25 protein-coding genes are annotated in these 23,375 nt (G+C 67.5%); 13 read left to right on the top strand and 12 right to left on the bottom strand.

What is annotated here, in order from left to right:
• Nucleotides 1–56: 56 nt before the first annotated feature.
• Nucleotides 57–251, bottom strand: coding sequence for a hypothetical protein (locus tag ACQHI0_RS15165; protein ID WP_427908585.1), 195 nt, complete (start codon nucleotides 249–251; stop codon nucleotides 57–59).
• Between the two features lie 417 nt (nucleotides 252–668).
• On the opposite strand from ACQHI0_RS15165, the gene ACQHI0_RS15160 reads away from it, so the two are divergent.
• Complete coding sequence (locus ACQHI0_RS15160) at nucleotides 669–803, top strand: hypothetical protein (protein WP_427908584.1); 135 nt, start codon at nucleotides 669–671, stop codon at nucleotides 801–803.
• Entirely contained in the window at nucleotides 803–1,930 is a 1,128-nt protein-coding gene (locus ACQHI0_RS15155) for a YeiH family protein (RefSeq protein ID WP_427908583.1), read from the top strand. The genes ACQHI0_RS15160 and ACQHI0_RS15155 overlap by 1 nt, the downstream gene beginning before the upstream one ends.
• A 19-nt stretch (nucleotides 1,931–1,949) precedes the next feature.
• Here ACQHI0_RS15155 and ACQHI0_RS15150 read toward each other — a convergent pair whose 3' ends face one another.
• Nucleotides 1,950–2,351 (bottom strand): nuclear transport factor 2 family protein, encoded by a 402-nt coding sequence (locus ACQHI0_RS15150; protein ID WP_427908582.1) that lies wholly within the window; start codon nucleotides 2,349–2,351, stop codon nucleotides 1,950–1,952.
• Nucleotides 2,352–2,446: 95 nt separating this feature from the next.
• Nucleotides 2,447–3,346 carry a RecB family exonuclease gene (locus ACQHI0_RS15145; RefSeq protein ID WP_427908581.1) on the bottom strand — a complete coding sequence of 300 codons (900 nt, stop codon included), beginning with the start codon at nucleotides 3,344–3,346 and terminating at the stop codon, nucleotides 2,447–2,449.
• A 175-nt stretch (nucleotides 3,347–3,521) separates the two neighbouring features.
• On the opposite strand from ACQHI0_RS15145, the gene ACQHI0_RS15140 reads away from it, so the two are divergent.
• A complete protein-coding gene (locus ACQHI0_RS15140) occupies nucleotides 3,522–4,355 on the top strand; it encodes a tRNA (adenine-N1)-methyltransferase (RefSeq protein WP_427908580.1) in 834 nt (277 codons plus the stop codon).
• Nucleotides 4,356–4,357: 2 nt separating this feature from the next.
• Here ACQHI0_RS15140 and ACQHI0_RS15135 read toward each other — a convergent pair whose 3' ends face one another.
• On the bottom strand, nucleotides 4,358–5,638 hold the full coding sequence (locus ACQHI0_RS15135; RefSeq protein ID WP_427908579.1) for an acyltransferase family protein: 1,281 nt from the start codon (nucleotides 5,636–5,638) through the stop codon (nucleotides 4,358–4,360).
• Between the two features lie 228 nt (nucleotides 5,639–5,866).
• Nucleotides 5,867–6,394, bottom strand: coding sequence for a hypothetical protein (locus tag ACQHI0_RS15130; protein ID WP_427908578.1), 528 nt, complete (start codon nucleotides 6,392–6,394; stop codon nucleotides 5,867–5,869).
• A 188-nt stretch (nucleotides 6,395–6,582) separates the two neighbouring features.
• Between ACQHI0_RS15130 and arc the strand changes: the two genes are divergently transcribed.
• Nucleotides 6,583–8,343 (top strand): proteasome ATPase, encoded by a 1,761-nt coding sequence (arc, locus tag ACQHI0_RS15125; protein WP_427908577.1) that lies wholly within the window; start codon nucleotides 6,583–6,585, stop codon nucleotides 8,341–8,343.
• A gap of 292 nt (nucleotides 8,344–8,635) precedes the next feature.
• On the opposite strand, the gene ACQHI0_RS15120 is transcribed toward arc, so the two are convergent.
• The 3 genes from ACQHI0_RS15120 to ACQHI0_RS15110 form a co-directional block, all read right to left on the bottom strand.
• On the bottom strand, nucleotides 8,636–9,316 hold the full coding sequence (locus ACQHI0_RS15120; protein ID WP_427908576.1) for a peptidylprolyl isomerase: 681 nt from the start codon (nucleotides 9,314–9,316) through the stop codon (nucleotides 8,636–8,638).
• A 179-nt stretch (nucleotides 9,317–9,495) separates the two neighbouring features.
• Nucleotides 9,496–10,620, bottom strand: a complete 1,125-nt coding sequence (locus tag ACQHI0_RS15115) for a methyltransferase (protein WP_427908575.1) — start codon at nucleotides 10,618–10,620, stop codon at nucleotides 9,496–9,498.
• Between the two features lie 342 nt (nucleotides 10,621–10,962).
• On the bottom strand, nucleotides 10,963–12,360 hold the full coding sequence (locus tag ACQHI0_RS15110) for an aminotransferase class I/II-fold pyridoxal phosphate-dependent enzyme (RefSeq protein WP_427908574.1): 1,398 nt from the start codon (nucleotides 12,358–12,360) through the stop codon (nucleotides 10,963–10,965).
• A gap of 123 nt (nucleotides 12,361–12,483) precedes the next feature.
• Between ACQHI0_RS15110 and ACQHI0_RS15105 the strand changes: the two genes are divergently transcribed.
• Genes ACQHI0_RS15105 through ACQHI0_RS15075 form a run of 7 tightly spaced genes read left to right on the top strand, consistent with a single transcriptional unit; the run spans nucleotide 12,484 to nucleotide 19,546 of the window.
• Nucleotides 12,484–13,323, top strand: a complete 840-nt coding sequence (locus ACQHI0_RS15105; RefSeq protein WP_427908573.1) for a nitrilase-related carbon-nitrogen hydrolase — start codon at nucleotides 12,484–12,486, stop codon at nucleotides 13,321–13,323.
• A complete protein-coding gene (hydA, locus tag ACQHI0_RS15100) occupies nucleotides 13,323–14,741 on the top strand; it encodes a dihydropyrimidinase (protein WP_427908572.1) in 1,419 nt (472 codons plus the stop codon). The genes ACQHI0_RS15105 and hydA overlap by 1 nt, the downstream gene beginning before the upstream one ends.
• A gap of 28 nt (nucleotides 14,742–14,769) precedes the next feature.
• The gene (locus tag ACQHI0_RS15095; protein ID WP_427908571.1) at nucleotides 14,770–15,813 is read left to right on the top strand and encodes a TIGR03842 family LLM class F420-dependent oxidoreductase; all 1,044 of its coding nucleotides are present in this window, start codon (nucleotides 14,770–14,772) and stop codon (nucleotides 15,811–15,813) included.
• The gene (locus ACQHI0_RS15090) at nucleotides 15,810–16,751 is read left to right on the top strand and encodes an ABC transporter permease (RefSeq protein ID WP_427908570.1); all 942 of its coding nucleotides are present in this window, start codon (nucleotides 15,810–15,812) and stop codon (nucleotides 16,749–16,751) included. The genes ACQHI0_RS15095 and ACQHI0_RS15090 overlap by 4 nt, the downstream gene beginning before the upstream one ends.
• Nucleotides 16,752–16,801: 50 nt before the next feature.
• Nucleotides 16,802–17,635 (top strand): ABC transporter ATP-binding protein, encoded by an 834-nt coding sequence (locus ACQHI0_RS15085; protein ID WP_427908569.1) that lies wholly within the window; start codon nucleotides 16,802–16,804, stop codon nucleotides 17,633–17,635.
• Nucleotides 17,632–18,396, top strand: a complete 765-nt coding sequence (locus ACQHI0_RS15080; protein ID WP_427908568.1) for an ABC transporter permease — start codon at nucleotides 17,632–17,634, stop codon at nucleotides 18,394–18,396. Before ACQHI0_RS15085 ends, ACQHI0_RS15080 begins: the two co-directional genes overlap by 4 nt.
• A 13-nt stretch (nucleotides 18,397–18,409) precedes the next feature.
• Complete coding sequence (locus ACQHI0_RS15075; protein ID WP_427908567.1) at nucleotides 18,410–19,546, top strand: ABC transporter substrate-binding protein; 1,137 nt, start codon at nucleotides 18,410–18,412, stop codon at nucleotides 19,544–19,546.
• A gap of 55 nt (nucleotides 19,547–19,601) precedes the next feature.
• On the opposite strand, the gene ACQHI0_RS15070 is transcribed toward ACQHI0_RS15075, so the two are convergent.
• Nucleotides 19,602–20,105, bottom strand: coding sequence for a hypothetical protein (locus ACQHI0_RS15070; protein WP_427908566.1), 504 nt, complete (start codon nucleotides 20,103–20,105; stop codon nucleotides 19,602–19,604).
• Between the two features lie 59 nt (nucleotides 20,106–20,164).
• On the opposite strand from ACQHI0_RS15070, the gene ACQHI0_RS15065 reads away from it, so the two are divergent.
• Entirely contained in the window at nucleotides 20,165–20,533 is a 369-nt protein-coding gene (locus ACQHI0_RS15065; protein ID WP_427908565.1) for an arsenate reductase family protein, read from the top strand.
• 22 nt (nucleotides 20,534–20,555) lie between these two features.
• Here the strand turns inward: ACQHI0_RS15065 and ACQHI0_RS15060 are convergent, their stop codons facing one another.
• The 3 genes from ACQHI0_RS15060 to ACQHI0_RS15050 all read right to left on the bottom strand — a co-directional run bounded on the left by ACQHI0_RS15060 (nucleotide 20,556) and on the right by ACQHI0_RS15050 (nucleotide 22,477).
• On the bottom strand, nucleotides 20,556–21,107 hold the full coding sequence (locus ACQHI0_RS15060) for an NUDIX hydrolase (protein WP_427908564.1): 552 nt from the start codon (nucleotides 21,105–21,107) through the stop codon (nucleotides 20,556–20,558).
• Between the two features lie 91 nt (nucleotides 21,108–21,198).
• A complete protein-coding gene (gene yidC, locus ACQHI0_RS15055; RefSeq protein WP_427908563.1) occupies nucleotides 21,199–22,083 on the bottom strand; it encodes a membrane protein insertase YidC in 885 nt (294 codons plus the stop codon).
• Nucleotides 22,084–22,177: 94 nt separating this feature from the next.
• Nucleotides 22,178–22,477, bottom strand: coding sequence for a DUF6412 domain-containing protein (locus ACQHI0_RS15050; RefSeq protein WP_427908562.1), 300 nt, complete (start codon nucleotides 22,475–22,477; stop codon nucleotides 22,178–22,180).
• Nucleotides 22,478–22,647: 170 nt separating this feature from the next.
• Here ACQHI0_RS15050 and ACQHI0_RS15045 point away from each other — a divergent pair, with 170 nt between their 5' ends.
• Nucleotides 22,648–23,373, top strand: coding sequence for a TetR/AcrR family transcriptional regulator (locus ACQHI0_RS15045; RefSeq protein ID WP_427908561.1), 726 nt, complete (start codon nucleotides 22,648–22,650; stop codon nucleotides 23,371–23,373).
• Nucleotides 23,374–23,375: the final 2 nt, after the last annotated feature.

Here is a 23,375-nt window from a genome sequence, read left to right as displayed (position 1 = left end):
CATTCTACTGGCACGTTTCCGCACTCGGAAAGCAGAGGAAGTCGGGGCAGATGTGTTTACGCCGCGGAGAGACTTTCGAGCGCCTCACGCACGAAGCACAGGGGGCAGTGCGGGTCGAACGGTGCCGTCGGCATGCCGACGATGATGGGCTGGGCGCCGGTCGGCGCTGTCGCCGAGGCGACGGCCGGACAGATTCCCATCGCGAGCGCGATACCGGCGGCGGCGACGGTCCTGGACAGGCTGCGGTTCATCATGTCTCCTCGCCGTGCGGATTAGCTGGTGGTACTCGACCCGCATACTACGGAGGATGCGGTGCTCCAGGGAGACCCGGAACATCGGGGGCCTGCGCCGTCACCGTGCGTGCCGGGTCGACACCGGCGCTCGGCCTTGCGCCGCGAGTAGGCTGGACGGCAGATTTCTCCGGACAATCCATGATCGGGGCGAACATGTCGAACAAGGACGAGCACGAGGAAAAGATCGAGAAGGAGCAGGTCGAGCGCGAAGAGGAGCGGCGCCGGCTGGAAGCGGAAGAGGAACGCCGCCTGCGGTAGTTCCCGCGCGGCACCCCGGCCGCGACCGCGACGATTGATTCAGGGTGAGTGCAATCGGTGTACTCGCGCGGTCCCGTTGCTACCTTGCGTTTCCCGAGAGGAACGCAAGGAGTCGTCGTGTCGCAGATACAGCCCGAGCCGCGGCCGGGTAGCGCATTCAGCTGGAACGAAGACTGGCTGGCCACTGTCGTCGGGCTCGTCCTGATCGGACTGGTTCTGGTCGGGGCGATTCCCGATTGGCTGGTGCCGTGATGGCCGAATCGAAAACCACGACGGAAACCGCGGCGCTGCAGGCGAATTCGCGGCCGACGGCGACCGACATCGTGGCGGGCATTCTGGTCGTGCTCGCGCTCGGGGCACTGACGCGGTTCTTCGACACCCAGGTGCCGCAGTGGGTAGCCGGCACTCCGTTGAAACGGGTGGCGAAGTCGGTCGAGTACCCGGTATATGCCATCGCGATCGGGCTCGCCGGCAATGTGGTGTTGGGCAGACTCGGTCTGCGGGAACGACTTTCGGCCGGGTTTCGGACCGAGTTCTTCATCAAGACCGGGGTGGTGCTGCTCGGTGCTTCGATCAATCTGAAGATCTTGGTGACGGCCGCCGCGCCGTCGATCGTGCAGGCGCTGGCGTTGATCACCATCGTTTTCGGGTTCACCTGGTGGTTCGGTGGGGTGCTCGGGCTCGATGACAAGCTGCGGGCGCTGCTGTCGTCGGCGGTGTCGATCTGTGGGGTGAGCGCGGCTATCGCGGCGGCGGGGGCGGTGCAGGCGCGGCGGGAACAGATCGCCTATGTCGCGTCGCTGGTGATCATCTTCGCGTTGCCGTCGATCTTCCTGTTGCCTTGGCTCGCTGATGTTTTCGGGCTCTCCGATGCGGTGGCCGGCGCGTGGATCGGGGGCAATATCGACACCACCGCCGCGGTGGCGGCCGCGGGTGCGCTGGCGGGGGAGGAGTCGCTGCAGATCGCCACGATCGTCAAGACCACGCAGAACGCGCTGATCGGGCTCGTCGCGATCGCGCTCACCGCGTGGTTCGCGTTCCGGGTGGATCGGACCGAGGGCGCCGCGCGGCCGAGCATCGGCGAATTCTGGTCCAGGTTCCCGAAATTCGTCCTCGGTTTCATCGTGGCGTCGATCATCGGCACGCTCTATCTGCAGTCGGTGGACAAGAAGACCGGCGCCGCGCACATCGCGGTCATCAACGACTTGCGCACCTGGTTCCTGATCCTGGCCTTCGTCTCCATCGGTCTGGAGTTCTCGCTGCGTGGCCTGCGGGAAGCGGGGTGGCGGCCGATCGTGGTCTTCGGTTCGGCGGTAGTCGTCAATCTGGCTGTCGGCCTCGGTCTCTCGGTACTGCTGTTCCGCGACTTCGCGGTCTGAGTGCCCGCCGCGAGCAGCCTCAGGAATCGGCCCGGCTGCTCGCGGTCGCCTCAGCCTTGATCCGGTCGAACTGCTCGCCCATCCGCGCGGCCAGGGCCGTCGCGGCCGACAGCGGGCGGACCATCACCATCAATTCGTCGATCTTTCCGTCCTCGTCGAGGTGGACGAAATCGCACCCGGTGAGGTGCTTGCCGTCCACGGTGGCCTCGAACACGAGGGCGTGATCGCGTCCCTCGCCGATCTCACGCACGTAGTGGAAGTCCTCGAACACGCGGAGTACCGCACGCAAGATGGCCGCGGTGATGGCCTTGCCGGGATAGGGCTGGAAGGCGACCGGGCTGGTGAAGACCACATTCTCGGCCAGCAGTGCCTCGATGGCCACAACGTCGCGTGCTTCGACCGCCGCGCGGAAAGGATGCATCTGTCAGCTCACCTCATATTCAACGAGTTGCATAGGGTGTTCGCAGCTTAACCGGACTCCCTCGAATCGATGTGCCGATGCGAGCAGTTCAGCGGTCACACGTCTTCGGGGAGGCGTTCTGTCACCAGATCGGCAGGGACTGGGGCTTGCACGGGCCAGCCCGGGTAGGGCGGTGGCGTGCCGCCGTATTCGGGGCACAGGGGTTTGAAATCGCAGAATTTGCACATCGAGTTGCGGGTCGGCGGGAAGTCACCGGTTCTGCCCGCGTCGGTGATGGCTTGCCAGAGTGCGGTGAGAATGCGCTGGAAGCGGTCCAATTCCTCGCGGTCGGGGGTGTAGGTGAGGATGTTCTTGTCGGCCAGATAGATCAGGCGCAGCTGGGCCGGGACGATGTCGCGGGTCCGCAGGATCATCAGGGCATAGAACTTGAGCTGGAACAGGGCGCGCGCTTCGTGCAGGGGGCCCGGCGAGCGACCGGTCTTGTAGTCGACAACGCGCAGTAAGCCGTTGGGCGCCAAATCGATTCGGTCGACGAAACCGCGCAGCGGAATATCACCGTCGAGGTCGACCTCGACCCGTTCCTCCAGCGCGTGTGGCTCGAACCGCCGCGGGTCCTCGAGCTCGTAGTAGCTCGCGACCAGCTTTCGCACCTCGTCGAACAGTGCCTGCGGCCCGTCGGCGGCGACGAGTTCGTCCACCCCGTCGCGCTCGGCCCGCACCCGCTCCCACGCTGCGGGCACCAACTCCGCCGCGCGCTCGGGCTGACGCTCGGCCGCGGGCAACACGAACAGGTCTTCCAGCACCGCGTGCACCACGGTCCCACGCACCGCGGCCCGCGACGGCGGTTCCGGCACCCGATCGATCGCCCGCAACCGGTACTTCAACGGGCACTGCTTGAAATCGCTTGCCCGCGAGGGCGACAACGCCGGACGCGACCGATGTACCGGCGCGTCGGCGGTGTCATCGGGCAGAGGCACGGACAAGGGCGCTGACATATTTCGCAGGTTAACCGCAACCACCGACACGATAGCGCGAGACGGGACCGGTCACGGTGGCCGCGCTCGCTGACCGAGCCAGACCGGGCGTTGGCTGCGGTGAAACAGCTGACCCGTCGAGCGCGGGAATCGCCGCGCCTGGCAGGCTGATGGGTCCACTCGAAGAAGGAGATTCATGACGGCCAGACGAACCGGTCCATTCGCTATCGGGGACCGCGTGCAGCTGACCGACGGTAAGGGACGCCTGTTCACGGTGGTGCTGGAAGAGGGTAAGGAATTCCATACCCATCGCGGCGGCATCAAGCACGACGACCTCATCGGCAAGGACGAGGGCACCGTGGCGAAGTCGGTCAACGGCACCCCGTATCTGGCCCTTCGGCCGTTGCTCACCGACTACGTGCTGTCGATGCCACGCGGTGCGGCTGTCATCTATCCCAAGGACGCCGCCCAGATCGTGCACGAGGGCGATGTGTTCCCTGGTGCGCGCGTGCTGGAAGCCGGCGCCGGATCGGGCGCGCTGACCTGCTCGCTGCTGCGTGCCGTCGGGCCCGAGGGCGAAGTGATCTCGTACGAGATCCGCGACGACCACGCCGAGCACGCCGTCCGCAATGTGGAGACGTTCTTCGGTGAACGTCCGCCGAACTGGTCGATCACGATCGCCGATGTGGCCGCCTACGAGGGCGAGCCGGTCGACCGTGTGGTGCTCGACATGCTCGCGCCGTGGGACGCGTTGCCCGCGGTGTCGAAGGCCTTGGTTCCGGGTGGTGTGCTGGTGGTTTACGTCGCCACCGTCACCCAGCTGTCCAAGGTGGTCGAGGCGCTGCGCGAGCAGGAATGCTGGACCGAACCGCGTTCGTGGGAGTCGATGGTGCGTGGCTGGCACGTCGTCGGTCTTGCGGTGCGGCCTGAGCACCGGATGCAGGGCCACACCGCGTTCCTGGTGAGCGCGCGGCGCCTGGCCGAGGGCACCGTCACGCCCAAGCCGCAGCGGCGTCCGTCCAAGGGCTGACGTTACGCGCGGGTGAGCAGGCGGGCGGCGAGCAACGCTGCCGCGCCGCCTGCGAACCACGCCCGACCGTCCGGGGTGAGTCCCCAGCGGGTGGCTTGCAGGATCGCGAGCCCGGCCGCGATCACGGCGAGTACGACGGCGGCCGACCTGACCCCGCGCACCGCGGCCACCGGGCCGTCCCACCAGCGCAGCGGAGTGTTCTCCAGGCCGCGCAACGTCAGGAACAGCACACCGGTCAGCGCGGCGGTGGCGGCGAGCTGCACCGCGGTGAGCAGCCAGAATCCAGGCTCGGCGGGTGTCGTGCGGTCGAGTCCGGCCAGATGGCTGAGCACGAGCACGGTGAGCAGCGCGGGCATGTGCCACAGGTACAGCGTCATGGCGCCGGTGTTGCCGATGACCGTCAACCACCAGACCCGCGGGCGGGTGGCGAGCCTGCGCAGCCGGGGCGCCACGGCGACGGCCGCGCAGCACAGCATCACCGCGTGCCCGGCCAGCAGCAGCGACGGCGGCGCCAGATTCGACAGTCGCTGACCAGGCACGGTGACCAGGCTCGCCTCGTACGGTCCGACCAGCACGAGCGCCACATCGATGACCAGCACCGCGCAGGCGAGTACCGCGGCGGTTCGCCGGGACAGCAGTTCGCGCAGATAGCCGATTCCGAGCGCCGCGGGCACCAGCCAGCCGATGAAATTCAGATAGCCGAGCTCAGCGGGGCCGCCTGTGAGCCGCACCGCGTCGACGACCGCGATGACGCTCACGATCACCGCCACCACGACGAACAGCCGGCGACCACTGGTGACGAGCGCCGCCAGCACCGGCACACACGCCAGCACCGCCAGATACATCCCGAGAAACCACAGCAGCTGCACACTCGTCACCGCGAGCGGACGATGCCAGCCCGGCGCGAGCACGAGATCGGCCACCACCAGCAGCACCGCCGAGGCCGCCACGAAGTAGCCGAGCGGTCGCACCAGCCGCTGGGTACGCCGGAAAAGCCAAGCGCCCCATGACGTCCCGGGCCTGACGCCGCGCGCCCCGGCGGCCACCCCGGCGAAGAAGAACAGTGGAAGCACCTGCAGCACCCAGGTGAGCGGCTGCAATATCGGCAGGTCAGCGAGCACATTGCCGAAATGCACCTCGGTGCCGGACGCTGTCACGGTCAGCATCAGGCAGTGCCCCGCGACGACGATCACCAGCGACGCGATACGCAGCAGATCCAGGAACCGGTCACGATCGGCCGGAGTGCTCGCGGACACCACCGCGACGCTGGGAACAACACTCATGGCACAGACGATCGCAGAATTCGCCGCACACTCCCAGCGCGGAACTACCCGGTCGCCGGGGGGGACTACTCGAGTGTGCGGATGCGATCGGGAGTGCCGAATCGACCACCGCCCGCGGCGCAACGGTGGTCGAGGAGGTACAGCGGTGATCTTGGTGGGCTCCGTGCCCCGCAGAGCGGCTCTCCGGCTCCGGCGGTACTCGCGGACCGTTCAGACGAGGCCGATCCGTCAGGCGGGCGTGCAGGGAGCTTGCGCGAAGCCGAGCAACAGGCAGCCGCTCGTGTTCGACATCTTCCAGCTGCCACCATCCTGCTCCCAGGTCATCGGGAACGACGGGGCCGTGCCGTGCGGGGAGGTGATCGTCACATCGGCGGTGGCGGTGTTACCGCTGGTGGCGACGTTGTCGACCGCGAAAGTCAGGGTGTAGCCGGCGAGCATGCCGTTCATCTGGTCGATGTTGGACTTGTGCGCGTCGCCGCCGACGATCAGTTTCGCCTTGTCGTCGGTGGATACGCCGGGATCGGCGAACTCGATCAGCGTCGCCTTCAGGGAATCGGCGGTGGGGGCCGCGGTGTTGTCACCGGAAGGAGTCGGAGTTCCCGAAACGCTGGACGGAGCGGCCGAGATGCTGGTACTGCTCGTGGTGGCATTCGTCGAGGAATCGTCGGAACCGCAACCGGTCAGTCCGACGGTGACGGCGAGCGCCGCGGCGGCGGTGGCGACGGTGACACGGATCGTGCGGGGAGGAAGGTGCATGCTCAGCAAACCTTTCGACTCGGTGGGCGAGTGCCCCGTACGGGGTGTTAGGGGAGCCTAACAGGTGTGATTATGTGGTTGATGTCGTACCGACCGTACAAGATGTGATCACGACGAAACCATGTCGGAAAGCGAGAACGGACCGCGCCCGGTAGCGTTGATAGACCGGGACTGGGAGGAGCAGCATCATGAGCCCCAACGAGAATTCGGATTCGGCGGCCTGGCGAGAGCTCGAGGCGGTACGCGCCGAGTCGGCTGCTCTTCGCAGGCAACTCGCCGATTCGCCGGATCGCGCACGCGAATTGGAAGCCAGGATCGATTCGCTGACCATCCGCAACGGCAAGTTGATGGACACGCTCAAAGAAGCGCGCCAGCAGCTGATCGCGTTGCGCGAGGAAGTCGATCGCCTCGGCCAGCCGCCGAGCGGCTACGGCATCGTCATCCACGCCTACGAGGATCAGACGGTCGACGTCTTCACCTCCGGTCGCAAGATGCGCCTCACCTGCTCGCCCAATATCGACGCCGACGCACTGGAATACGGCCAGACCGTTCGCCTCAACGAGGCACTCACCGTCGTCGAGGCCGGAAATTTCGACGCCATCGGCGAAATCGGCACGCTGCGTGAGATTCTCGACGACGGCAGGCGCGCGCTCGTGGTCGGCCACGCCGACGAAGAGCGCGTGGTGTGGCTGTCCGGCCCGCTGTCCAAGATCGCCGAATACGACGATATGGCAGACCCCGATCAGCCGATTCGCAAACTGCGCCCCGGTGATTCGCTGCTGGTGGACTCCAAAGCGGGCTTCGCGTTCGAGCGGGTCCCCAAGGCCGAGGTCGAAGACCTTGTGCTGGAAGAGGTTCCCGACGTCGACTACACCGACATCGGTGGTCTCGGCCGACAGATCGAGCAGATCCGCGACGCCGTGGAACTGCCGTTCCTGCACAAGGATCTGTTCCGCGAGTACGCGCTTCGCCCGCCCAAGGGTGTGCTGCTCTACGGTCCGCCCGGGTGCGGTAAGACGCTGATCGCCAAGGCGGTGGCCAACTCCCTCGCCAAGAAGATCGCCGAATCCCGTGGTCAGGATGCCAAGGAAGCCAAGTCGTTCTTCCTCAACATCAAGGGCCCCGAGCTGCTCAACAAGTTCGTCGGCGAGACCGAGCGCCACATCCGGATCATCTTCCAGCGGGCGCGTGAGAAGGCCTCCGAGGGCACGCCGGTGATCGTGTTCTTCGACGAGATGGACTCGATCTTCCGCACCCGTGGCTCCGGTGTCTCCTCCGATGTGGAGACCACCGTTGTGCCGCAGCTGCTTTCGGAGATCGACGGTGTGGAAGGGCTCGAGAACGTCATCGTGATCGGTGCGTCCAATCGCGAGGACATGATCGATCCCGCGATCCTGCGGCCCGGTCGTCTCGATGTGAAGATCAAGATCGAGCGGCCCGACGCGGAGTCGGCGCAGGACATCTTCTCGAAGTACCTCACCGAGACGCTGCCGCTGCACGAGAGCGATCTGCGCGAGTTCGACGGCGACAAGCAGGCGTGCGTCGAGGCGATGATCGAGAAGGTCGTCGAGCGGATGTACGCCGAGAGCGACGACAACCGTTTCCTCGAGGTCACCTACGCCAACGGTGACAAGGAAGTCCTGTACTTCAAGGACTTCAACTCCGGCGCGATGATCCAGAACATCGTCGACCGGGCGAAGAAGTACGCGATCAAGTCGGTGCTCGACACGGGTAACCCGGGTCTGCGGATCCAGCACCTGTTCGACTCGATCGTCGACGAGTTCGCCGAGAACGAGGACCTGCCCAACACCACCAATCCCGATGACTGGGCCAGGATCTCGGGCAAGAAGGGCGAGCGGATCGTCTACATCCGTACGCTCGTCACTGGCAAGAACGCCTCGGCCAGCCGGGCGATCGACACCGAGTCCAACACCGGTCAGTACCTGTAGTCGCCAGTTGCGGAGGCCGCGTCCCGATGGGGCGCGGCCTTCGTGCTTCTGTTCACTTTTTCACCGAAAACGCTGCGCGGAACCAAGTGAATAGGGCACGCTTCACTTGTTCGTTTCACCTGATGAGGACCAACGAGGAGCGTTGACATGGCCGGTTCCGCCGCGGAATTGCTGACCGAGATCATCCTGCAGACCATCCAGAACCTGTTCAGCTCGATCAGCGCAGGCTGACCCCCAGTCGTACGACGAGGGCCGCGTCTCCCAGCCGGGAGACGCGGCCCTCGGTCGTTGATCAGCCATGTGCGGTGGTCACAGCGTTGAAGACGACGTCCGCTACGGGGGTGCCGTCGGCGCCGCCGCCTGCCACGCCCGCGTTCGCGACGTTGGTCAGCGCGTCCATGCCCTCGGTGATGGTGCCGAAGGGGGTGTAGTTCGGGGGCAGCTGGGTGTCGCGGTAGACCAGGAAGAACTGGCTGCCGTTGGTGCCGGGGCCCGCGTTGGCCATCGCGACCGTGCCCGCCGGGTAGACCGCGCCCGCGAGGTTCTCGTCGCTGAACTTGTAGCCGGGGCCGCCCATCCCGGTGGCGGTCGGGTCGCCGCACTGGAGTACGAAGATGCCCTGCGTGGTGAGCCGGTGGCAGCGGGTGTGGTCGAAGTAGCCCTCGCCTGCCAGGAACGCGAACGAGTTCACCGTGCGCGGGGCCGCCGCGGCGTCGAGCGCGATCGAGACTGTGCCGCAGGTCGTTTCGAGGGTGGCGGTGTGGCTCGCGGAGGTGTCGATGGTGAGCGCGGGCTCGGTGGGCCACTGCTTGCCGTTGGGCTGACCCGCCACGGCCGGTGCACAGCCGGGGATCACGGCCTGGTGCTTCGGCGCGGTCTGCGCGGCGGGTGCCAGCGCGACCAGGGCGGCCGCGGCGATGCCGACGCCGACGAGCGCGCGAATGAAGGGACGGTCCTGCGAAATGCTGGTCACCTTGGCGGGATCTCCTCGAAAACGGGTGCTACCGGACGATGTACCGCGCATCCTGCCAGCCGCACCCGTCCTCGTGGGGAGAGACCACCGGATCCGGTCGGCTGGTCGTGTGATCGACACAGAACCACGGCCGTTCGAGCCGGTCTGCGGCGGGAGAACGGTGGCGTGATCGGACGCGTCTAGGGCAGGCGAAGCCGCCAGAGTGTGGTGGTCTCCGCCGTACGGGCAGCCGCGAGTGGGTCGTCACGGTCGGTGGCGCGTGGGTGGCGCGGGCGAGTGGTGAGGGTGTCGACAACCCGTAGTCCCGCCTTGTCCACGAGGTTCGGGATGTGGTCGGCAGGGCGCATGCCGAGCAGTTCGGCCAGGTCTGAGAGGACCAGCCAACCCTCGCCGCCGGGGGTGAGGTGGGCGCCGAGGTCGCGAATGAACTCGGTGAGCATCGACTGATCCTGGTCGTAGACACCACGTTCCAGATCCGAGGTGGGGACGCCTGGCAGCCAGGGTGGGTTGCACACCACGAGATCGGCGCGGCCCGGCGGGTAGAGCGTCGGCCCTGCCACGGTGATCACCTTCGCGTAACCGAGGCGCCGGGCATTGTCCGCGGCGCAGCGCAGTGCTCGCGGGTTGATGTCGGTGGCGACGACTTCAGCGACACCGCGCTTGGCGAGCAGCGCGGCCAGCACGCCGGTGCCGGTGCCGAGATCGAAGGCCGAACGCACCTCGGGACCAAGGGGCGCCTCGGCGACGAGATCCACGTATTCGCTTCGGGTGGGCGAGAATACGCCGTACGTCGGATAGACCCGGGCGCCGAGCGCGGGCACCTCGACGCCCTGTTCCTGCCAGCGGTAGGCGCTCAGGACGCCGAGCAGTTCGGTGAACGCGACCACCCGTGGCCTGTCCGCCGGCCCATAGGCCGCCTCGCAGGCCGCCCGGACATCGGGTGCGCGACGCAGATCGAGGTCGTTGTTCGCGTCGAGTTCGACCAGCACACTGCCGAGAATGCCTGCGCGCGTGCGCCTCTTCGTCCGCTCGTATTCATAGAGAGCGCCGAGACCACGGGCCGCGCGTGGCTGCGCGGTCCGCACCCGGTCGGCTCGGCGGCCCAGCGCGGACAGCAGTTGACGGCCGTTGTTGTAGTCGCCCCGCCACAGCAGCGCTTCGCCTGCCTTGATCCGGCGGAAGGCGTGATCGGCCGAGAGGCTGTCGTCGGCGGTGGTGAGCCTCGCCGGTGCGGGCGCGCCGTTCTCCGAATGCCAGACCGCGGATCGCGCGGTGGTGTCTTCGGTCCAGGCGATGGTGGACACGGCTGCTCCCGGTGGTCGGCGGTGCTGATGGCGGTCGCTACGGCGAGACGGCGGTGTCGCCGCTGCCTGTCCGAGAGGGGTGAGCTTCGATTCTGCCGCATCGGCCGAGGTCGGCGTCGTCCGGGTCGTCGCAGCTCGGCACAGTCGTGCAGCCCGGATCGGGAGGTGCCGCGTGGCCCGGATCGGGAGGTGCTGTGCAGCCCGGATCGGCAGGCGCCGTGCGGCCCGGATCGGGAGGTGCTGTGTGGCCCGGATCGGGAGGTGCTGTGTGGCCCGGATCGGGAGGTGCTGTGTGGCCGGGATCGGCAGGCGCCGTGCGGCCCGGACTGTCGGGGGCGGGTGTCAGGTCCGGCGAATGCGTCGGTAGGTGGGGGTGGCGGTCGTGGCGGCGGCGAGTTCCGCGGCGAGCCAAGGCAGGTCCGTGGTGGCGTCGAGCGCGCCCAGGGTGAGGCGTAGGTGGTCGCGGGGTGGGTTCGGGCTCACCTCGAACGGTCCGCCCGGAGCGGCCTTGATGCCCGCGGCGGCGAGGCTGATCATGGCGGCGTTCTCGTCGTCGACGGGCAGCCACAGGTTGATGCCGTCGCCGGTGGCGAGGGTGACCCCGTGGACCGCGAGCGCGCGGCGCAACGCCATGGCGCGGCGACGGTATTCCAGGCGCGCACCCGCGACGGTGGCGCACGCGTCGCCGTCGCGCAGCATGGTCAGCAGGACCCGCTGCAACAGCCGACTCGACCAGCCGGGGCCGAGCATGCGGCGTTCGACCACCGGGTCGAGCAACGACGCCGGACCACCCGCGACGGCCAATCGCAGGTCGGCGCCGTGGGACTTGGAGTAGGAGCGGATGTAGACGCCGCGGTCGGGGAAGCGGGCAGCGAGGGATCGCAGCGGGGTGGTGGCGATGCCGGCGGAATGGTCGTCCTCGACGATCAGCGCGGGATGCGCGTCGAGCACGGCGGCCAGCTCGCGGACCCTGGTCGCGGTGAGCGAGGCACCGGTCGGGTTGTTCGCGCGCGGCTGCAGGATGACCGCCCGGGGCGCGGGCCCGTCGAATGCCCGTGCGAATTCCGCTGGGCGGAAACCGGATTCGTCAAGGGATACTGGTATCGCGCGGGCGCCGAGCCGCGCCAGCAGGTCGAGGAACGGCGGAAAACAAGGGTCCTCGACGATCACTGGGTCGCCGAACCGCACATGCGCGGCGAGCAGTCGATCGACCGCGTCCAGCGCGCCGTCGAGGACCGTGAGTCGCTCACTCGGCCAAGGCCAGTCGGCCCGCAGGATGTCGGCGAGCGCGGGCAGCACCGCCTCGCCGAGGTAGTGCGCCGACAGGTCGCCCGGCGCGGTGTCGCGGGAGAGTGCGTGCAGCGCGGCGGCCAGATCGGGAAGCAGTGAGGGATCCGGGGTGCCGCGGGACAGATCGATGCGAAAAGCGTTGTCGGAGTGGGAGTGCAGGCGCTGGTATCGGCCGACCGGCGCTTCCGGCAACGCACCGACGAAGGTGCCGGCCCGCCCGCGCGCGGTGATCGCACCCGTCGCGGCCAGCGCCCGCCATGCCTGGCTGACGGTCGCGGGGGAGACCCGGAGTTCGCGGGCCACCTCACGCACGGTGGGCAGCCGGGTGCCGGGAGCCAGTGCGCCCGAGCGGATTCGACGTCCGATGGCGGCGGCGATGCCGGCTGCGGTTCGTTCGTCGAGGTCCCCGGCGAAGTCCGCGGGCAGTGCGGTCGGCGAGGCTTCGGTCATGGACCCATTCTGCGGGGTTGTCCGCGGCCGATCCGGGGGGCGCCGCCAAGGTTTACGGCACCGAAACTGTTTCCGCACTCTTGTAACACAACGGAATCAGTTGTAGGTGCAGTATAACAAAGCATGGGAATCGTTAGAGCGGCGCTCGTTCAGACCACCTGGACCGGCGACAAAGAATCAATGATCAAGGTTCACGAGGACTACGCACGGGAGGCGGCGGCGCAGGGCGCGCAGGTGATCTGCTTCCAGGAGTTGTTCTACGGCCCGTATTTCTGCCAGCTACAGGACACCAAGTTCTACGAGTACGCCGAATCGGTGCCGGGCCCGACGACCGAGCGGTTCGCCGCGCTGGCCGCCGAGCTGAACATGGTGATCGTGTTGCCGGTGTACGAGCGTGAGATGGACGGCCTGCTCTACAACACGGCGGCGGTGATCGACGCCGATGGCTCCTACCTGGGTAAATACCGCAAACACCATATCCCGCAGGTGGCCGGATTCTGGGAAAAGTTCTACTTCCGGCCGGGCAATCTGGGCTGGCCGGTATTCGACACCGCGGTCGGCAAGGTGGGTATCTACATCTGTTACGACCGCCATTTCCCGGAGGGCTGGCGGGCGCTCGGATTGGCCGGTGCGGAAATCGTGTTCAATCCCTCGGCGACGTCGAGGGGGCTTTCCAGTTATCTGTGGAAACTCGAGCAGCCGGCCTCGGCGGTGGCCAACGAGTATTACGTCGGCGCGATCAACCGGGTCGGCATCGAAAGCGAATACGGCGACGACGACTTCTACGGCACGAGCTATTTCGTCGACCCCGAGGGGAAATTCGTCGGGGAGGTCGCGTCCGATACGTCGCCGGAATTGGTTGTTCGTGATCTTGATATGGAGCTGATCAAGATCGTTCGTGAGCGGTGGGCGTTCTATCGCGACCGTCGTCCGGACGCCTACGGATCGTTGGTGAACCCCTGATGCGCACCTTCATCCACGGCGGGACGGTGGTGAGCGCCACCGGGTCCCAGCTGCTCGACGTGTTGATCTCCGACGAGACGATTGTCGCTGTGCTGCAACCGGGTTCGACCGCACTCGGCACCGATCTGGCCGCCGACGCCGACCGGGTGATCGACGCGACCGGCAAGTACGTGATCCCCGGCGGTGTCGACGGGCACACGCACATGCAGTTGCCGTTCGGCGGCACCGAGGCCAGTGACACCTTCGAAACCGGCACCAGGGCCGCGGCCTGGGGCGGCACCACCACGATCGTCGACTTCGCCGTGCAGAAACCGGGCCAGCGGGTGCAGGACACCCTCGCCGAATGGCACGGCAAGGCGGCCGGGCAGTGCGCGATCGACTACGGATTCCACCAGATCATCGGCGACGTCAACGACGAATCGCTGAAGGGGATGAGCGAACTCGTCAGTGAAGGCGTTACGAGCTTCAAACTGTTCATGGCCTACCCGGGCGTCTTCTACTCCGATGACGGCCAGATCCTGCGCGCGATGCAGTCCGCGGGTGACCTGGGCGCGCTGATGATGATGCACGCGGAGAACGGCATCGCGATCGACGTCCTCGTCGAACAGGCCATCGCACGCGGCGACACCTCGCCCTATTTCCACGGCACCAGCCGTCCGTGGCAGATGGAGGAGGAGGCCACCCATCGCGCGATCATGTTGGCGCAGTTGACCGGTGCGCCGCTGTATGTGGTGCACGTATCGGCCAAGCAGGCGATGGAACAGATCGCGACGGCGCGGGGCAACGGGCAGAACGTCTTCGCCGAGACCTGCCCGCAGTACCTGTACCTCTCGCTCGAAGAACAGTTGGGCGCACCGGGTTTCGAAGGTGCCAAGTGGGTCTGCTCCACGCCGTTGCGTTCGCGCGCCGAGGGCCATCAGGACGAGCTGTGGCGTTTCATCCGCACCCGTGATGTCACCGCGGTGAGCACCGACCACTGCCCGTTCTGCATGAAGGACCAGAAGGAGCTGGGCATCGGCGATTTCAGCAAGATCCCCAACGGGATCGGCGGTGTCGAGCACCGGATGGATCTGCTGTTCCAGGGCGTCAAGGACGGGCGGATCTCCCTCGAACGCTGGGTGGAGGTGTGCTGCACCACCCCGGCGCGGATGTTCGGCATGTATCCGCGCAAGGGCGTGATCAGCCCAGGTGCCGATGCCGATGTCGTGATCTACGACCCCAACGGGCACACCAGCATCGGGCTCGGTAAGGCCCACCACATGAACATGGATCACTCCGCGTGGGAGGGCTTCGAGATCGACGGTCACGTCGACACGGTGCTGTCGCGCGGCACGGTGATCGTCGACGACGGCGCTTATCACGGTCGCGCCGGGCACGGCCGGTTCATTCGGCGCGGCCTCTCGCAGAACCTTCTGTAGAACCCCGATTCTCGAACGGAGAGTGCCCATGGACATCGGTGTGGTCCTGCAGTGCACACCACCCGCCTCGCGGGTGATCGAACTGGCCAGAGTGGCCGAGACCCATGGGTTCTCGCATGTATGGACCTTCGACTCGCACCTGCTCTGGCAGGAGCCCTATGTGATCTACAGCCAGATCCTGGCTGCCACCCGCAAGGTGATCGTCGGGCCCATGGTCACCAACCCGGCCACCCGGGACCAGACGGTGACCGCGTCCACCTTCGCCACGCTCAACGAGATGTTCGGCAACCGCACGGTGTGCGGCATCGGCCGCGGCGACTCGGCGATCCGCACCCTCGGCGGCAAGCCGACCACCCTGGCCACCCTGCGCGAATCGGTCGAGGTGATCAGGGAACTCGGCAACGGCCGTAGCGCCCTCGTCGGTGACACCGAGGTGCGTTTCCCCTGGGCCGCGGACTCGCGGCTCGAGGTGTGGGTGGCCGGGTACGGGCCGAAGGCGCTCGAGCTCACCGGGCAGGTCGCCGACGGGTTCATCCTGCAGCTCGCCGACCCCGACATCACCGCGTGGACCATCGCGAAGGTGCGTGCGGCGGCCGCGGCGGCGGGGCGTGATCCGCTGTCGGTGCAGATCTGTGTCGCCGCGCCCGCCTACGTCACCGATGGATCGGCCGACGCGCTGGAACACGCCCGCGATCAGTGTCGGTGGTTCGGCGGCATGGTCGGTAACCACGTGGCCGACATCGTCGCGAAATATGGTGCGGGCGGCGATGTTCCGGCGGCTCTCACCGACTACATCGCGGGCAGGCAGGGCTACGACTACAACCAGCACGGGCGCGCGGGCAATACGCACGCCGATTTCGTGCCCGATGAGATCGTCGACCGGTTCTGCCTGATCGGGACACCCGACGAACACCTCGCCCGCCTGTGGGAGCTCGAAGAACTCGGCGTCGACCAGTTCGCGGTGTATCTGCAGCACGATGCCAAGACGGCCACCCTCGAGGCGTACGGCGAGCAGATCCTGCCGCGATTGCATCAGCCGGTCACCGCTACCCAGGAAGTAGATCACTCGTGACCACGGCGACCATCGATCCGGCCACTGCGGTGGTCCCACCGAAGCTTCGAGCGGCCACCGCGGCCCGCACCCGGGTGTTGCGGGCGGCCTACGCGGTGGGCGCGTTCGTGCTCGTCGCGGTGATCTGGGAGCTGGTGAAGGTACTGGTGCCCGCCGACGGTGTCAGCATCGGCGGCACCCGGGTTCTCCCGCGAACCAGCGATGGCGCGCTCCCGCATGTCTGGGCGGTGTTCACCGTGCTCGGTGAGCCGGACGGCAAGGGCACTGTCGGTGAAACACTCTTGCGCACCGGGATGTTCACGCTCGGCCTGTCGTTGCTCGCGCTGGTACTCGGCGCCGTGGTCGGTGTGGCGCTGGCGGTGGCGATGCAGCGGTTCGGCTGGCTGGAACGCGGGCTGCTGCCGTACGTGGTGCTCTCGCAAACGGTGCCGCTGATCGCGCTCGCACCGCTGGTGGCGGCGTGGGGCGGCAAGCTGTCCATCGGCGGTGAGCCGTGGCGGCCGTGGATGAGCATCGTCGTGATCGCGGCCTACCTCGCCTTCTTTCCCATCGCCATCGGGATGTTGCGCGGCCTGCAGGCACCGTCGGCGGCCTCGGTCGAATTGATGCGCAGCTGTTCGGCCGGTTGGTGGGCGACGGTGACGCGCTTGCGTTTTCCCGCTTCGGTCCCGTCGCTGATCCCCGCGCTGCGCTTGGCTGCCGCCGCCGCGGTGATCGGCGCGGTCGTCGCCGAGATCTCCACCGGCACCGCGGGCGGGATCGGACGACAGATCATCGTGTTCTCCCAGCAGGCCACCGGCGACGCGGCCCGGCTCTACGCCGCCGTCCTGGCCGCCGCGCTACTCGGCCTCGTCCTCACCGCGCTGGTCGGCCTGGTGGAGCTGGCGCTACGCCGGTACAGCCACCCGCCGGGCACCGGCGCGTCGAGCGAGGGCTGATGACCGCCGCCGAAACACTCTCCATCACAACGTTTCAGGAAGAAGTACCCATGACCACCACAGTCACCGAACCCGGCAGTCCGGTGTCGCCGGCCGCGGTCGAGCTGAGCCACCTCGGCAAGATCTTCGCCGCCGGTGCGGTGACGGCGCTCTCCGACGTCTCCCTCACCGTCGCGGCCGGCGAATTCGTCTCCCTCATCGGGCCTTCCGGTTGCGGTAAGTCGACCCTGCTGCGGATCATCGCCGACCTCGAGACGCCGAGCAGCGGTTCCGTCACCGTGCACGGCAAGCCCGCGCGGCAGGCCAGGATCGATCAGGACTACGGCATCGCGTTCCAGCAAGCCGGTCTGCTCGAATGGCGCACTGTCGCAGCCAATGTCGAACTGCCGCTCGAACTGCACAAGGTGCCGAGAGCACAGCGCGCAGCGCGCAGCGCCGAACTGCTCGCGATGGCCGGGCTCAGCGAATTCGCCGACCGGTACCCGGCCGAACTGTCCGGCGGCATGCAACAACGCGTCGCCATCGCCCGCGCGCTGGCCCGCCGACCGTCGCTGCTGCTGATGGACGAACCGTTCGGTGCGCTCGACGAGATGACCAGGGAACGCATGCAGGGCGAGTTGCTGCGGATCGCGGGGGAGACCGGCGCGGCCGTCGTGTTCGTCACCCACTCGATTCCCGAAGCGGTGTACCTGTCGGACCGGGTGGTGGTGCTCTCCGCGCGACCCGGCCGGATCAGCGGCATCGTGCCGACCGGCGGCTGGGATCGCACGACGGGCACCGATGTCCGGGCCTCCGCCGAGTTCTTCGCCGCGGTCGCCGCGGTCCGCGCGGCGCTGCGCGGCGAGCACGACGACGCCGCGGTAGCCGGACGGGATCTGCGATGAGGACCTGGTTGCCACCCTTACTGGTCGGTGTCGTCGTGCTCGCGCTGTGGCAGGTACTCACCGTGGTCGCCGGCGTGCCCTCGTTCCTGTTACCCGCGCCCAGTGCGATCGCCGCCCAGTTCGGCGAGAACGCGGGCCGGATCCTGGACGCCTCCCTCGCCACCGGCGCGAACGCGCTGATCGGGTTCGTCGCCGGGACAGTGCTCGGCCTGGCCGCCGCCGTGCTGGCGGTGCGTTTCGGGCTGATCGACGGGCTGCTCACCCCGCTGGCCGCGGCGGCCGCGGCGGTGCCGATCGTGGCGCTGGCACCGCTGCTGAACTCGATGTACTCGACCACCACGGAGACACCGCGACGGCTCGTCGTCACCATCGTCGTGTTCTTCCCGGTCTTCGTGAGCACCGCGCGCGGGTTGCGTCAGGTGCCCAAGGTGCAGGCCGACCTGATGACGTCCTATGCCGCGTCGGGCTGGCAGATCACCCGCACCGTCCGCCTGCCCGCCGCGCTGCCGCACCTGTTCACCGGCCTGCGGATCGCGGCACCCGGCGCGGTCATCGCCGCCATCATCGCCGAGTACTTCGGCGGCCTGCAGAACGGACTGGGCAGCCGGATCACCTCCGCCGCGGCCAATACCGCCTATCCGCGGGCCTGGGCTTACGTCGTCGGCGCGATGTGCGTCGGCCTCGTGTTCCTGGCCGCCGTGCTGCTCCTCGAACAACTCACCCGCCGACCCCGAACCCCACTGCTGTCCACGATCCGATGAGGGAGATCCATCCATGAGCAAGACCGCACTCCGGTTGGGTAGCGCGGTGGCTGCGGCCGCCGTGGCCGCCGCCGCGCTGACCGGCTGTAGTACCACCGAATCCGAGACGACCGCCGACGGCCTCACCAAGGTGACCTTGCAACTGCAATGGTTCAAGCAGGGGCAATTCGCGGGCTATCTGGCCGCCGTGGACCAGGGCTTCTACAAAGAACAGGGCTTGTCGGTCGAGATCCTCGACGGCGGCACCGACATCGTGCCGCAGACGGTGCTCGCCCAGGGACAGGCCGACTACGCGGTCGCCTGGGTGCCCAAGGCCCTCGCCTCGCGCGAGGCGGGCGCCGGGATCACCGAGATCGCGCAGATCTTCCAGAAATCGGGTACCAAGCAGGTCTCGTTCAAAGCCGACAATATCGCCGGTCCCGCCGCGCTGCGCGGCAAGACCGTCGGAAACTGGGGCTACGGCAACGAATTCGAGCTCTTCGCCGGCATGACCAAGGCGGGCATCGATCCGGCCAAGGACGTGACACTGGTCCAGCAGCAGTTCGACATGAACGCCTTCCTGGCCAAGGACATCGCCGCCGCCCAGGCCATGTCCTACAACGAGTACGCCCAGCTGCTCGAAACCAAGAACCCGGCCACCGGAAAGCTGTACACCGCAGATGATTTCAGCACTATCGACTGGAACGACGAAGGTGTGGCCATGCTCCAGGACGCGCTGTGGGCCAACACCGAGAAGCTGAAGGACAGCGAGTATCAGGACCAGACGGTCAAGTTCCTCGTCGCCTCGCTGCAGGGTTGGGCGTTCTGCCGGGACAATCTCGACAAATGCCGCGACATCACCGTCGCCGCGGGCGCCACTCTCGGTGCGGGACACCAGCAGTGGCAGATCAACGAAGTGAACAAGCTGATCTGGCCCGCACCCGCGGGCATCGGCACCATCGACAAGACCGCATGGGATCGCACGGTCTCGATCGCCAGGAACACCAAGAACGCCGAGGGCGCGACGGTTCTCACCAAGGACCCCGGCTCCGACGCCTATACCACCGAGTACGTGACCAAGGCTCTCGACCAGCTGAAGGCCGCGGGCGTGGACGTGACGGGCGCGAGCTACCAGCCCGCGCAGGTCACCCCGACCGAGGGCGGTAAGTAGCAGGTCCCAGCCACGGCGGCCTATCGGAGTTGCTGATGGGCCGCCGCGGGAGTGCTCAACGCGGGGTGAGTCCGATGACCACACCGCCCTGCTGCCACGTCTGGTAGATGTCGGCCTTGGACGGCTCGCCGTCGGGGAGGTAGCCGATGCCGTTGAACTTCGCGTTCTGCTTGTTGTCGCGTGCGATCACCGCGAACAGCTCGATGACGTCTTTTTCCTCCGTGTACACGGTCGCGGCGAAGGTTTCGGGGGCGCCACCGCGCGAGATGCTGAGCTCCGCACCGCCCTGCAGGTTCTTCACCCACGGTCGCAGCGCGGTGCCGATCAGCAAGGTGTCCTCGTACACGGTGTAGGCCACCGGAACGTCGTAGACGGCGCCGGATTTGCGGCCGACGACGTGCAGCGTGGCCAGGCGTTTGCCGACGATACCGGACAGGACCGGCACCTTCAGCAGACCGCGGATGAGGGTGTTGAGCTTGTCCTGGAACGGGCGGATCGGCTCGGGGCCGGTGGTCGTCGGTGTGCCGTAAGGGTTTTCCTGGGATGCGGTATCGCTCATGGGTCAAGTATCGCGACGGGCTACTCGGCCCCGCAGCGCACGTGATTTACGCTGCGAAGATGACATCTGGGCAGACCGAGATCTGGCACAACCCGCGCTGCACGAAAAGCCGCAATGCCACCGCACACCTCGATGCGGCCGGGGTGGAGTACACCGTGCGTCGTTACCTCGACGATCCGCCGACCGTCGAGGAACTGCGGGCGGTGCTGATGCGGTTGGGGGCGCAGCCGTGGGACATCACCCGCACCGGCGAGCAGATCGCCAAGGACCTCGGCATGGCGGAATGGGGCCGCACCGACGCTGATCGGGAGCGGTGGCTGAGTGCTTTGGCCGAGAATCCGAAGCTGATCCAGCGGCCGATCGTGCTCACCGCCGACGGCGGCGCGGTGGTGGCCCGCGACGAGGAGTCGCTGCGCGCGCTCGACTGATCTTCGCGATGGCAACGCTGATTCAGCGGGAGCGCTCGCCGTCGCCGGCGAGCAGGCCGTCGAGGACGGCCCGTGTGTCGGGAACGAAGGGCCACGCCGGATCACGCAGGCGCGCACGCAGTTCGGCATCGGTCCACCACCAGCCGTCCGCGATCTCGGACGGCTGGTGGACGATCGGACCGTCGCAGCGGTACTCGTACCCGAACAGGTGACAGCGCAGCGCGCGGCCCGCCCAGTCGCCGTCCCAGGATGCGGTGGCGCGCAACGGAAGTACGGTGCCGACGGGGACGGTGATGCCGAGTTCCTCCCGGAGTTCGCGGATCGCGGTGTCGGACGGGTTCTCGCCCGCGTCGACCACACCGCCCGCGAGGCAGTCGTGCATGCCGGCGAAAACGAGTTTGGTGTCGGTACGCCGATGGACGTAGACGCGGGTTCCGTCCGTCGATCGCACGAGGACGCCCGCGCTCGCGTGCCACAGGCCCTCGCGGTAGACGGTGCCCCGATCGGCCTCGCCGATCACCAGCCCCTCGGCGTTGTAGACGGCGAGCAGTTCGTCCTCCGGATTCGCTGACACCGCCCGAGGGTAACCGCCGCGAGAGGTGAAAGGTGGCGGTGACCGGCCGCGAGTGCGCACAAGGCCGGCCAGGCCGGAGTCCGCCGGCCGATCATCGCTTGCGGCGCTGTGGTTTCACCCCCGGTCGCGGTGCGGTGGCGCGGGCCGCGGTCGTGACCAACGCCTTTTCCGCGGCGGTTTCGGCGTCGATGGTGCGGCGGATCAGGTACTGCTGGCCGCAGGTCCAGAGCGCATTGGTGGCGAAGTACGTGAGCACGACAACGGGCAGGATCGCACCGCCGATCAGCGCGCCCGCCGGGAACACCCACAGCGACAGGTTTCGCATGATCGTGGCGGTGCTGTTGTCGCCGGCCGGCGGGGTGAGCCGAGCTGTGACGTGCGTGGCGATGGCGGCGATCAGCACGAGCGGGACGGCGAGGACGGCAACCGCGACGAACACCTCGCCCGCGCCGGACAGCGTCGCCGACAGTGGCGCGCCGAACAATCTGGCGTCGAGGAACGCGCGGACCTCGGGTGCGCCGAACAGGTAGTTCGCGGTGGCGCTGTTCACCTCGACCGGCAGTGGGCTGTCCGTCGAGGCGAACGGACCGACCGCGTAGGTGCCGGTTCGATCGAACGAGCGCAGCACGTGGAACAGGCCGAGGAAGACCAGCCCCTGTGCGATCAGCGGAACGAAACCGGCGAACATGCTGACGCCGTGCTCGCGATGCAGCAGCCGGATCTTCTCGGCCTGGGCGCGCGGATCGTCGCGATGGGTGCGACGGATGGTATCCATCTGCGGTTGCAGTGCACGCAGGACTTTCTGGGATCTGGCTTGTCGCAGAGCGGTGCGCACGAGCAGCGCGCGGACGGTGACGACCAGCGCGATGACGGCGAGTAGCCATGCGAGACCGCTGGCCGGGCCGAGTGGAACGGCGAAGAGTTGGTGCCAGCACCACAGCACCGCGGACACGGGGTAATAGATGACATCGAGCATGGCGGGACGACCTGTCCGTGCAGCGCGCGCGAACGCGCGAAAGGGGGAGTGGGATCACGAAATCCGACAGGCGGCGCCGACGGGGCGGCAGCTGTCAGTGGTGATCGATCCCCGGAGCTCGTGGACGTGGTCGACCGGCGGCATTCGGATTGCTCTGTCGCAGAAAGGAACCGCGCAATCGGCGCTGCGCCGACCGGGGTGGACCGGCACACGCGACCCGAACGGGCAGCTGGCCGCGGCCGGTGACCGCGACCAGCGCACACACCATCGCGGCGGCGACAGCGCCGAACGCGAGCATGCGCGTGGCCTCGCTACCTGGCATGGCGATGAGCACGAAGGCGGGCAGCACGCACGCGAGAACCGCGTACGCCATCACCATCGCCCGTGCCTGCATGTCACCGAGCATACCGGTGCTCGCCGCCGTACCTGCGTGTCGAAGGAACGGATCGGGTAGTATGCGAACATCCCAGGGGGCACACCGCGCACTAAGTGTTACCGCAAGTAACACTTATGTTGATGGAACGCGGTGTCACGGTCAATTCTGACGCGCGTATCGTTGGCGCTGTGACTGCACCATCCGCGCATGCCGATCAGACCGCAGGTGACGGCCGCGCCACCCGCTGGCACGGCCACAAAGAGCGCCGTCGTGCGGAGATGATCGATGCCGCCATCGAGGTGATCGAGGAACACGGTCTCGAGATCTCGGTGCAGCTGATCGCCGAACATCTGGCCCTGCCGCGACCGGTGGTCTACCGCCATGTCGGTGGCCGGGCTGAACTCGACGCACTGGCGCGTCAGCGGATCCTGGAACTGCTGCTCGCGGAGTTGCTGCCCGCGTTGCAGCCTGACGGCACGCTCAAGGACGCCGTGCGCGGCGCCATCGGTACCTACCTCGGCTGGATCGAGCGTCACCCGAACCTGCACCGTTTCCTCGGTGACGCCGCACCCCAGGGCGCACCGAGCCTGAGCGGCGCCGGACGCGCGGTCAGTGGCCAGCTGGCCGACATCTTCGCGGCCAGCTTGGCCCGCTTCGGCATCGAACCCGCGCGAGGCAGGCCGATGGCCTTCGGCATCGTCGGTCTCGTCGATGGTGTGGTGGCGAGTTGGCGTGCGGAGCCGGAGTCGGTGCTCACCACCGAGCAGGTGCAGGGCATTCTGACCGAGTCGGTGCTGTCGCTGTTCGAGGGCAATGCCCGCAGTCTCGGTGTTCCGCTGCAACGGGATTCGCTCATCGCCGACCTGCTCATCGCGCCGGATGCGGCCCCACCGCCCGGCGAGCGGCTGCGCTGATC

The organism is Nocardia sp. FBN12, assembly GCF_050320175.1.
Lineage (GTDB): Bacteria > Actinomycetota > Actinomycetes > Mycobacteriales > Mycobacteriaceae > Nocardia.
Note: the sequence above shows the minus strand (reverse complement) of the source record. Positions and strands in the feature narration are given on the sequence as shown.

What these genes read in the sequence shown, in the direction of transcription:
- ACQHI0_RS15080 (WP_427908568.1), top strand. Translation starts at nt 17,632, where the DNA reads ATGAGGACCTGGTTGCCACCCTTACTGGTCGGTGTCGTCGTGCTCGCG.
- ACQHI0_RS15130 (WP_427908578.1), bottom strand. Translation starts at nt 6,394, where the DNA reads ATGCACCTTCCTCCCCGCACGATCCGTGTCACCGTCGCCACCGCCGCC.
- ACQHI0_RS15075 (WP_427908567.1), top strand. Translation starts at nt 18,410, where the DNA reads ATGAGCAAGACCGCACTCCGGTTGGGTAGCGCGGTGGCTGCGGCCGCC.
- ACQHI0_RS15140 (WP_427908580.1), top strand. Translation starts at nt 3,522, where the DNA reads ATGACGGCCAGACGAACCGGTCCATTCGCTATCGGGGACCGCGTGCAG.
- ACQHI0_RS15165 (WP_427908585.1), bottom strand. Translation starts at nt 251, where the DNA reads ATGAACCGCAGCCTGTCCAGGACCGTCGCCGCCGCCGGTATCGCGCTC.
- ACQHI0_RS15050 (WP_427908562.1), bottom strand. Translation starts at nt 22,477, where the DNA reads ATGCAGGCACGGGCGATGGTGATGGCGTACGCGGTTCTCGCGTGCGTG.
- ACQHI0_RS15135 (WP_427908579.1), bottom strand. Translation starts at nt 5,638, where the DNA reads ATGAGTGTTGTTCCCAGCGTCGCGGTGGTGTCCGCGAGCACTCCGGCC.
- ACQHI0_RS15110 (WP_427908574.1), bottom strand. Translation starts at nt 12,360, where the DNA reads ATGACCGAAGCCTCGCCGACCGCACTGCCCGCGGACTTCGCCGGGGAC.
- yidC (WP_427908563.1), bottom strand. Translation starts at nt 22,083, where the DNA reads ATGCTCGATGTCATCTATTACCCCGTGTCCGCGGTGCTGTGGTGCTGG.
- ACQHI0_RS15095 (WP_427908571.1), top strand. Translation starts at nt 14,770, where the DNA reads ATGGACATCGGTGTGGTCCTGCAGTGCACACCACCCGCCTCGCGGGTG.
- ACQHI0_RS15145 (WP_427908581.1), bottom strand. Translation starts at nt 3,346, where the DNA reads ATGTCAGCGCCCTTGTCCGTGCCTCTGCCCGATGACACCGCCGACGCG.
- ACQHI0_RS15070 (WP_427908566.1), bottom strand. Translation starts at nt 20,105, where the DNA reads ATGAGCGATACCGCATCCCAGGAAAACCCTTACGGCACACCGACGACC.
- ACQHI0_RS15155 (WP_427908583.1), top strand. Translation starts at nt 803, where the DNA reads ATGGCCGAATCGAAAACCACGACGGAAACCGCGGCGCTGCAGGCGAAT.
- ACQHI0_RS15105 (WP_427908573.1), top strand. Translation starts at nt 12,484, where the DNA reads ATGGGAATCGTTAGAGCGGCGCTCGTTCAGACCACCTGGACCGGCGAC.
- arc (WP_427908577.1), top strand. Translation starts at nt 6,583, where the DNA reads ATGAGCCCCAACGAGAATTCGGATTCGGCGGCCTGGCGAGAGCTCGAG.
- ACQHI0_RS15150 (WP_427908582.1), bottom strand. Translation starts at nt 2,351, where the DNA reads ATGCATCCTTTCCGCGCGGCGGTCGAAGCACGCGACGTTGTGGCCATC.
- hydA (WP_427908572.1), top strand. Translation starts at nt 13,323, where the DNA reads ATGCGCACCTTCATCCACGGCGGGACGGTGGTGAGCGCCACCGGGTCC.
- ACQHI0_RS15065 (WP_427908565.1), top strand. Translation starts at nt 20,165, where the DNA reads ATGACATCTGGGCAGACCGAGATCTGGCACAACCCGCGCTGCACGAAA.
- ACQHI0_RS15085 (WP_427908569.1), top strand. Translation starts at nt 16,802, where the DNA reads ATGACCACCACAGTCACCGAACCCGGCAGTCCGGTGTCGCCGGCCGCG.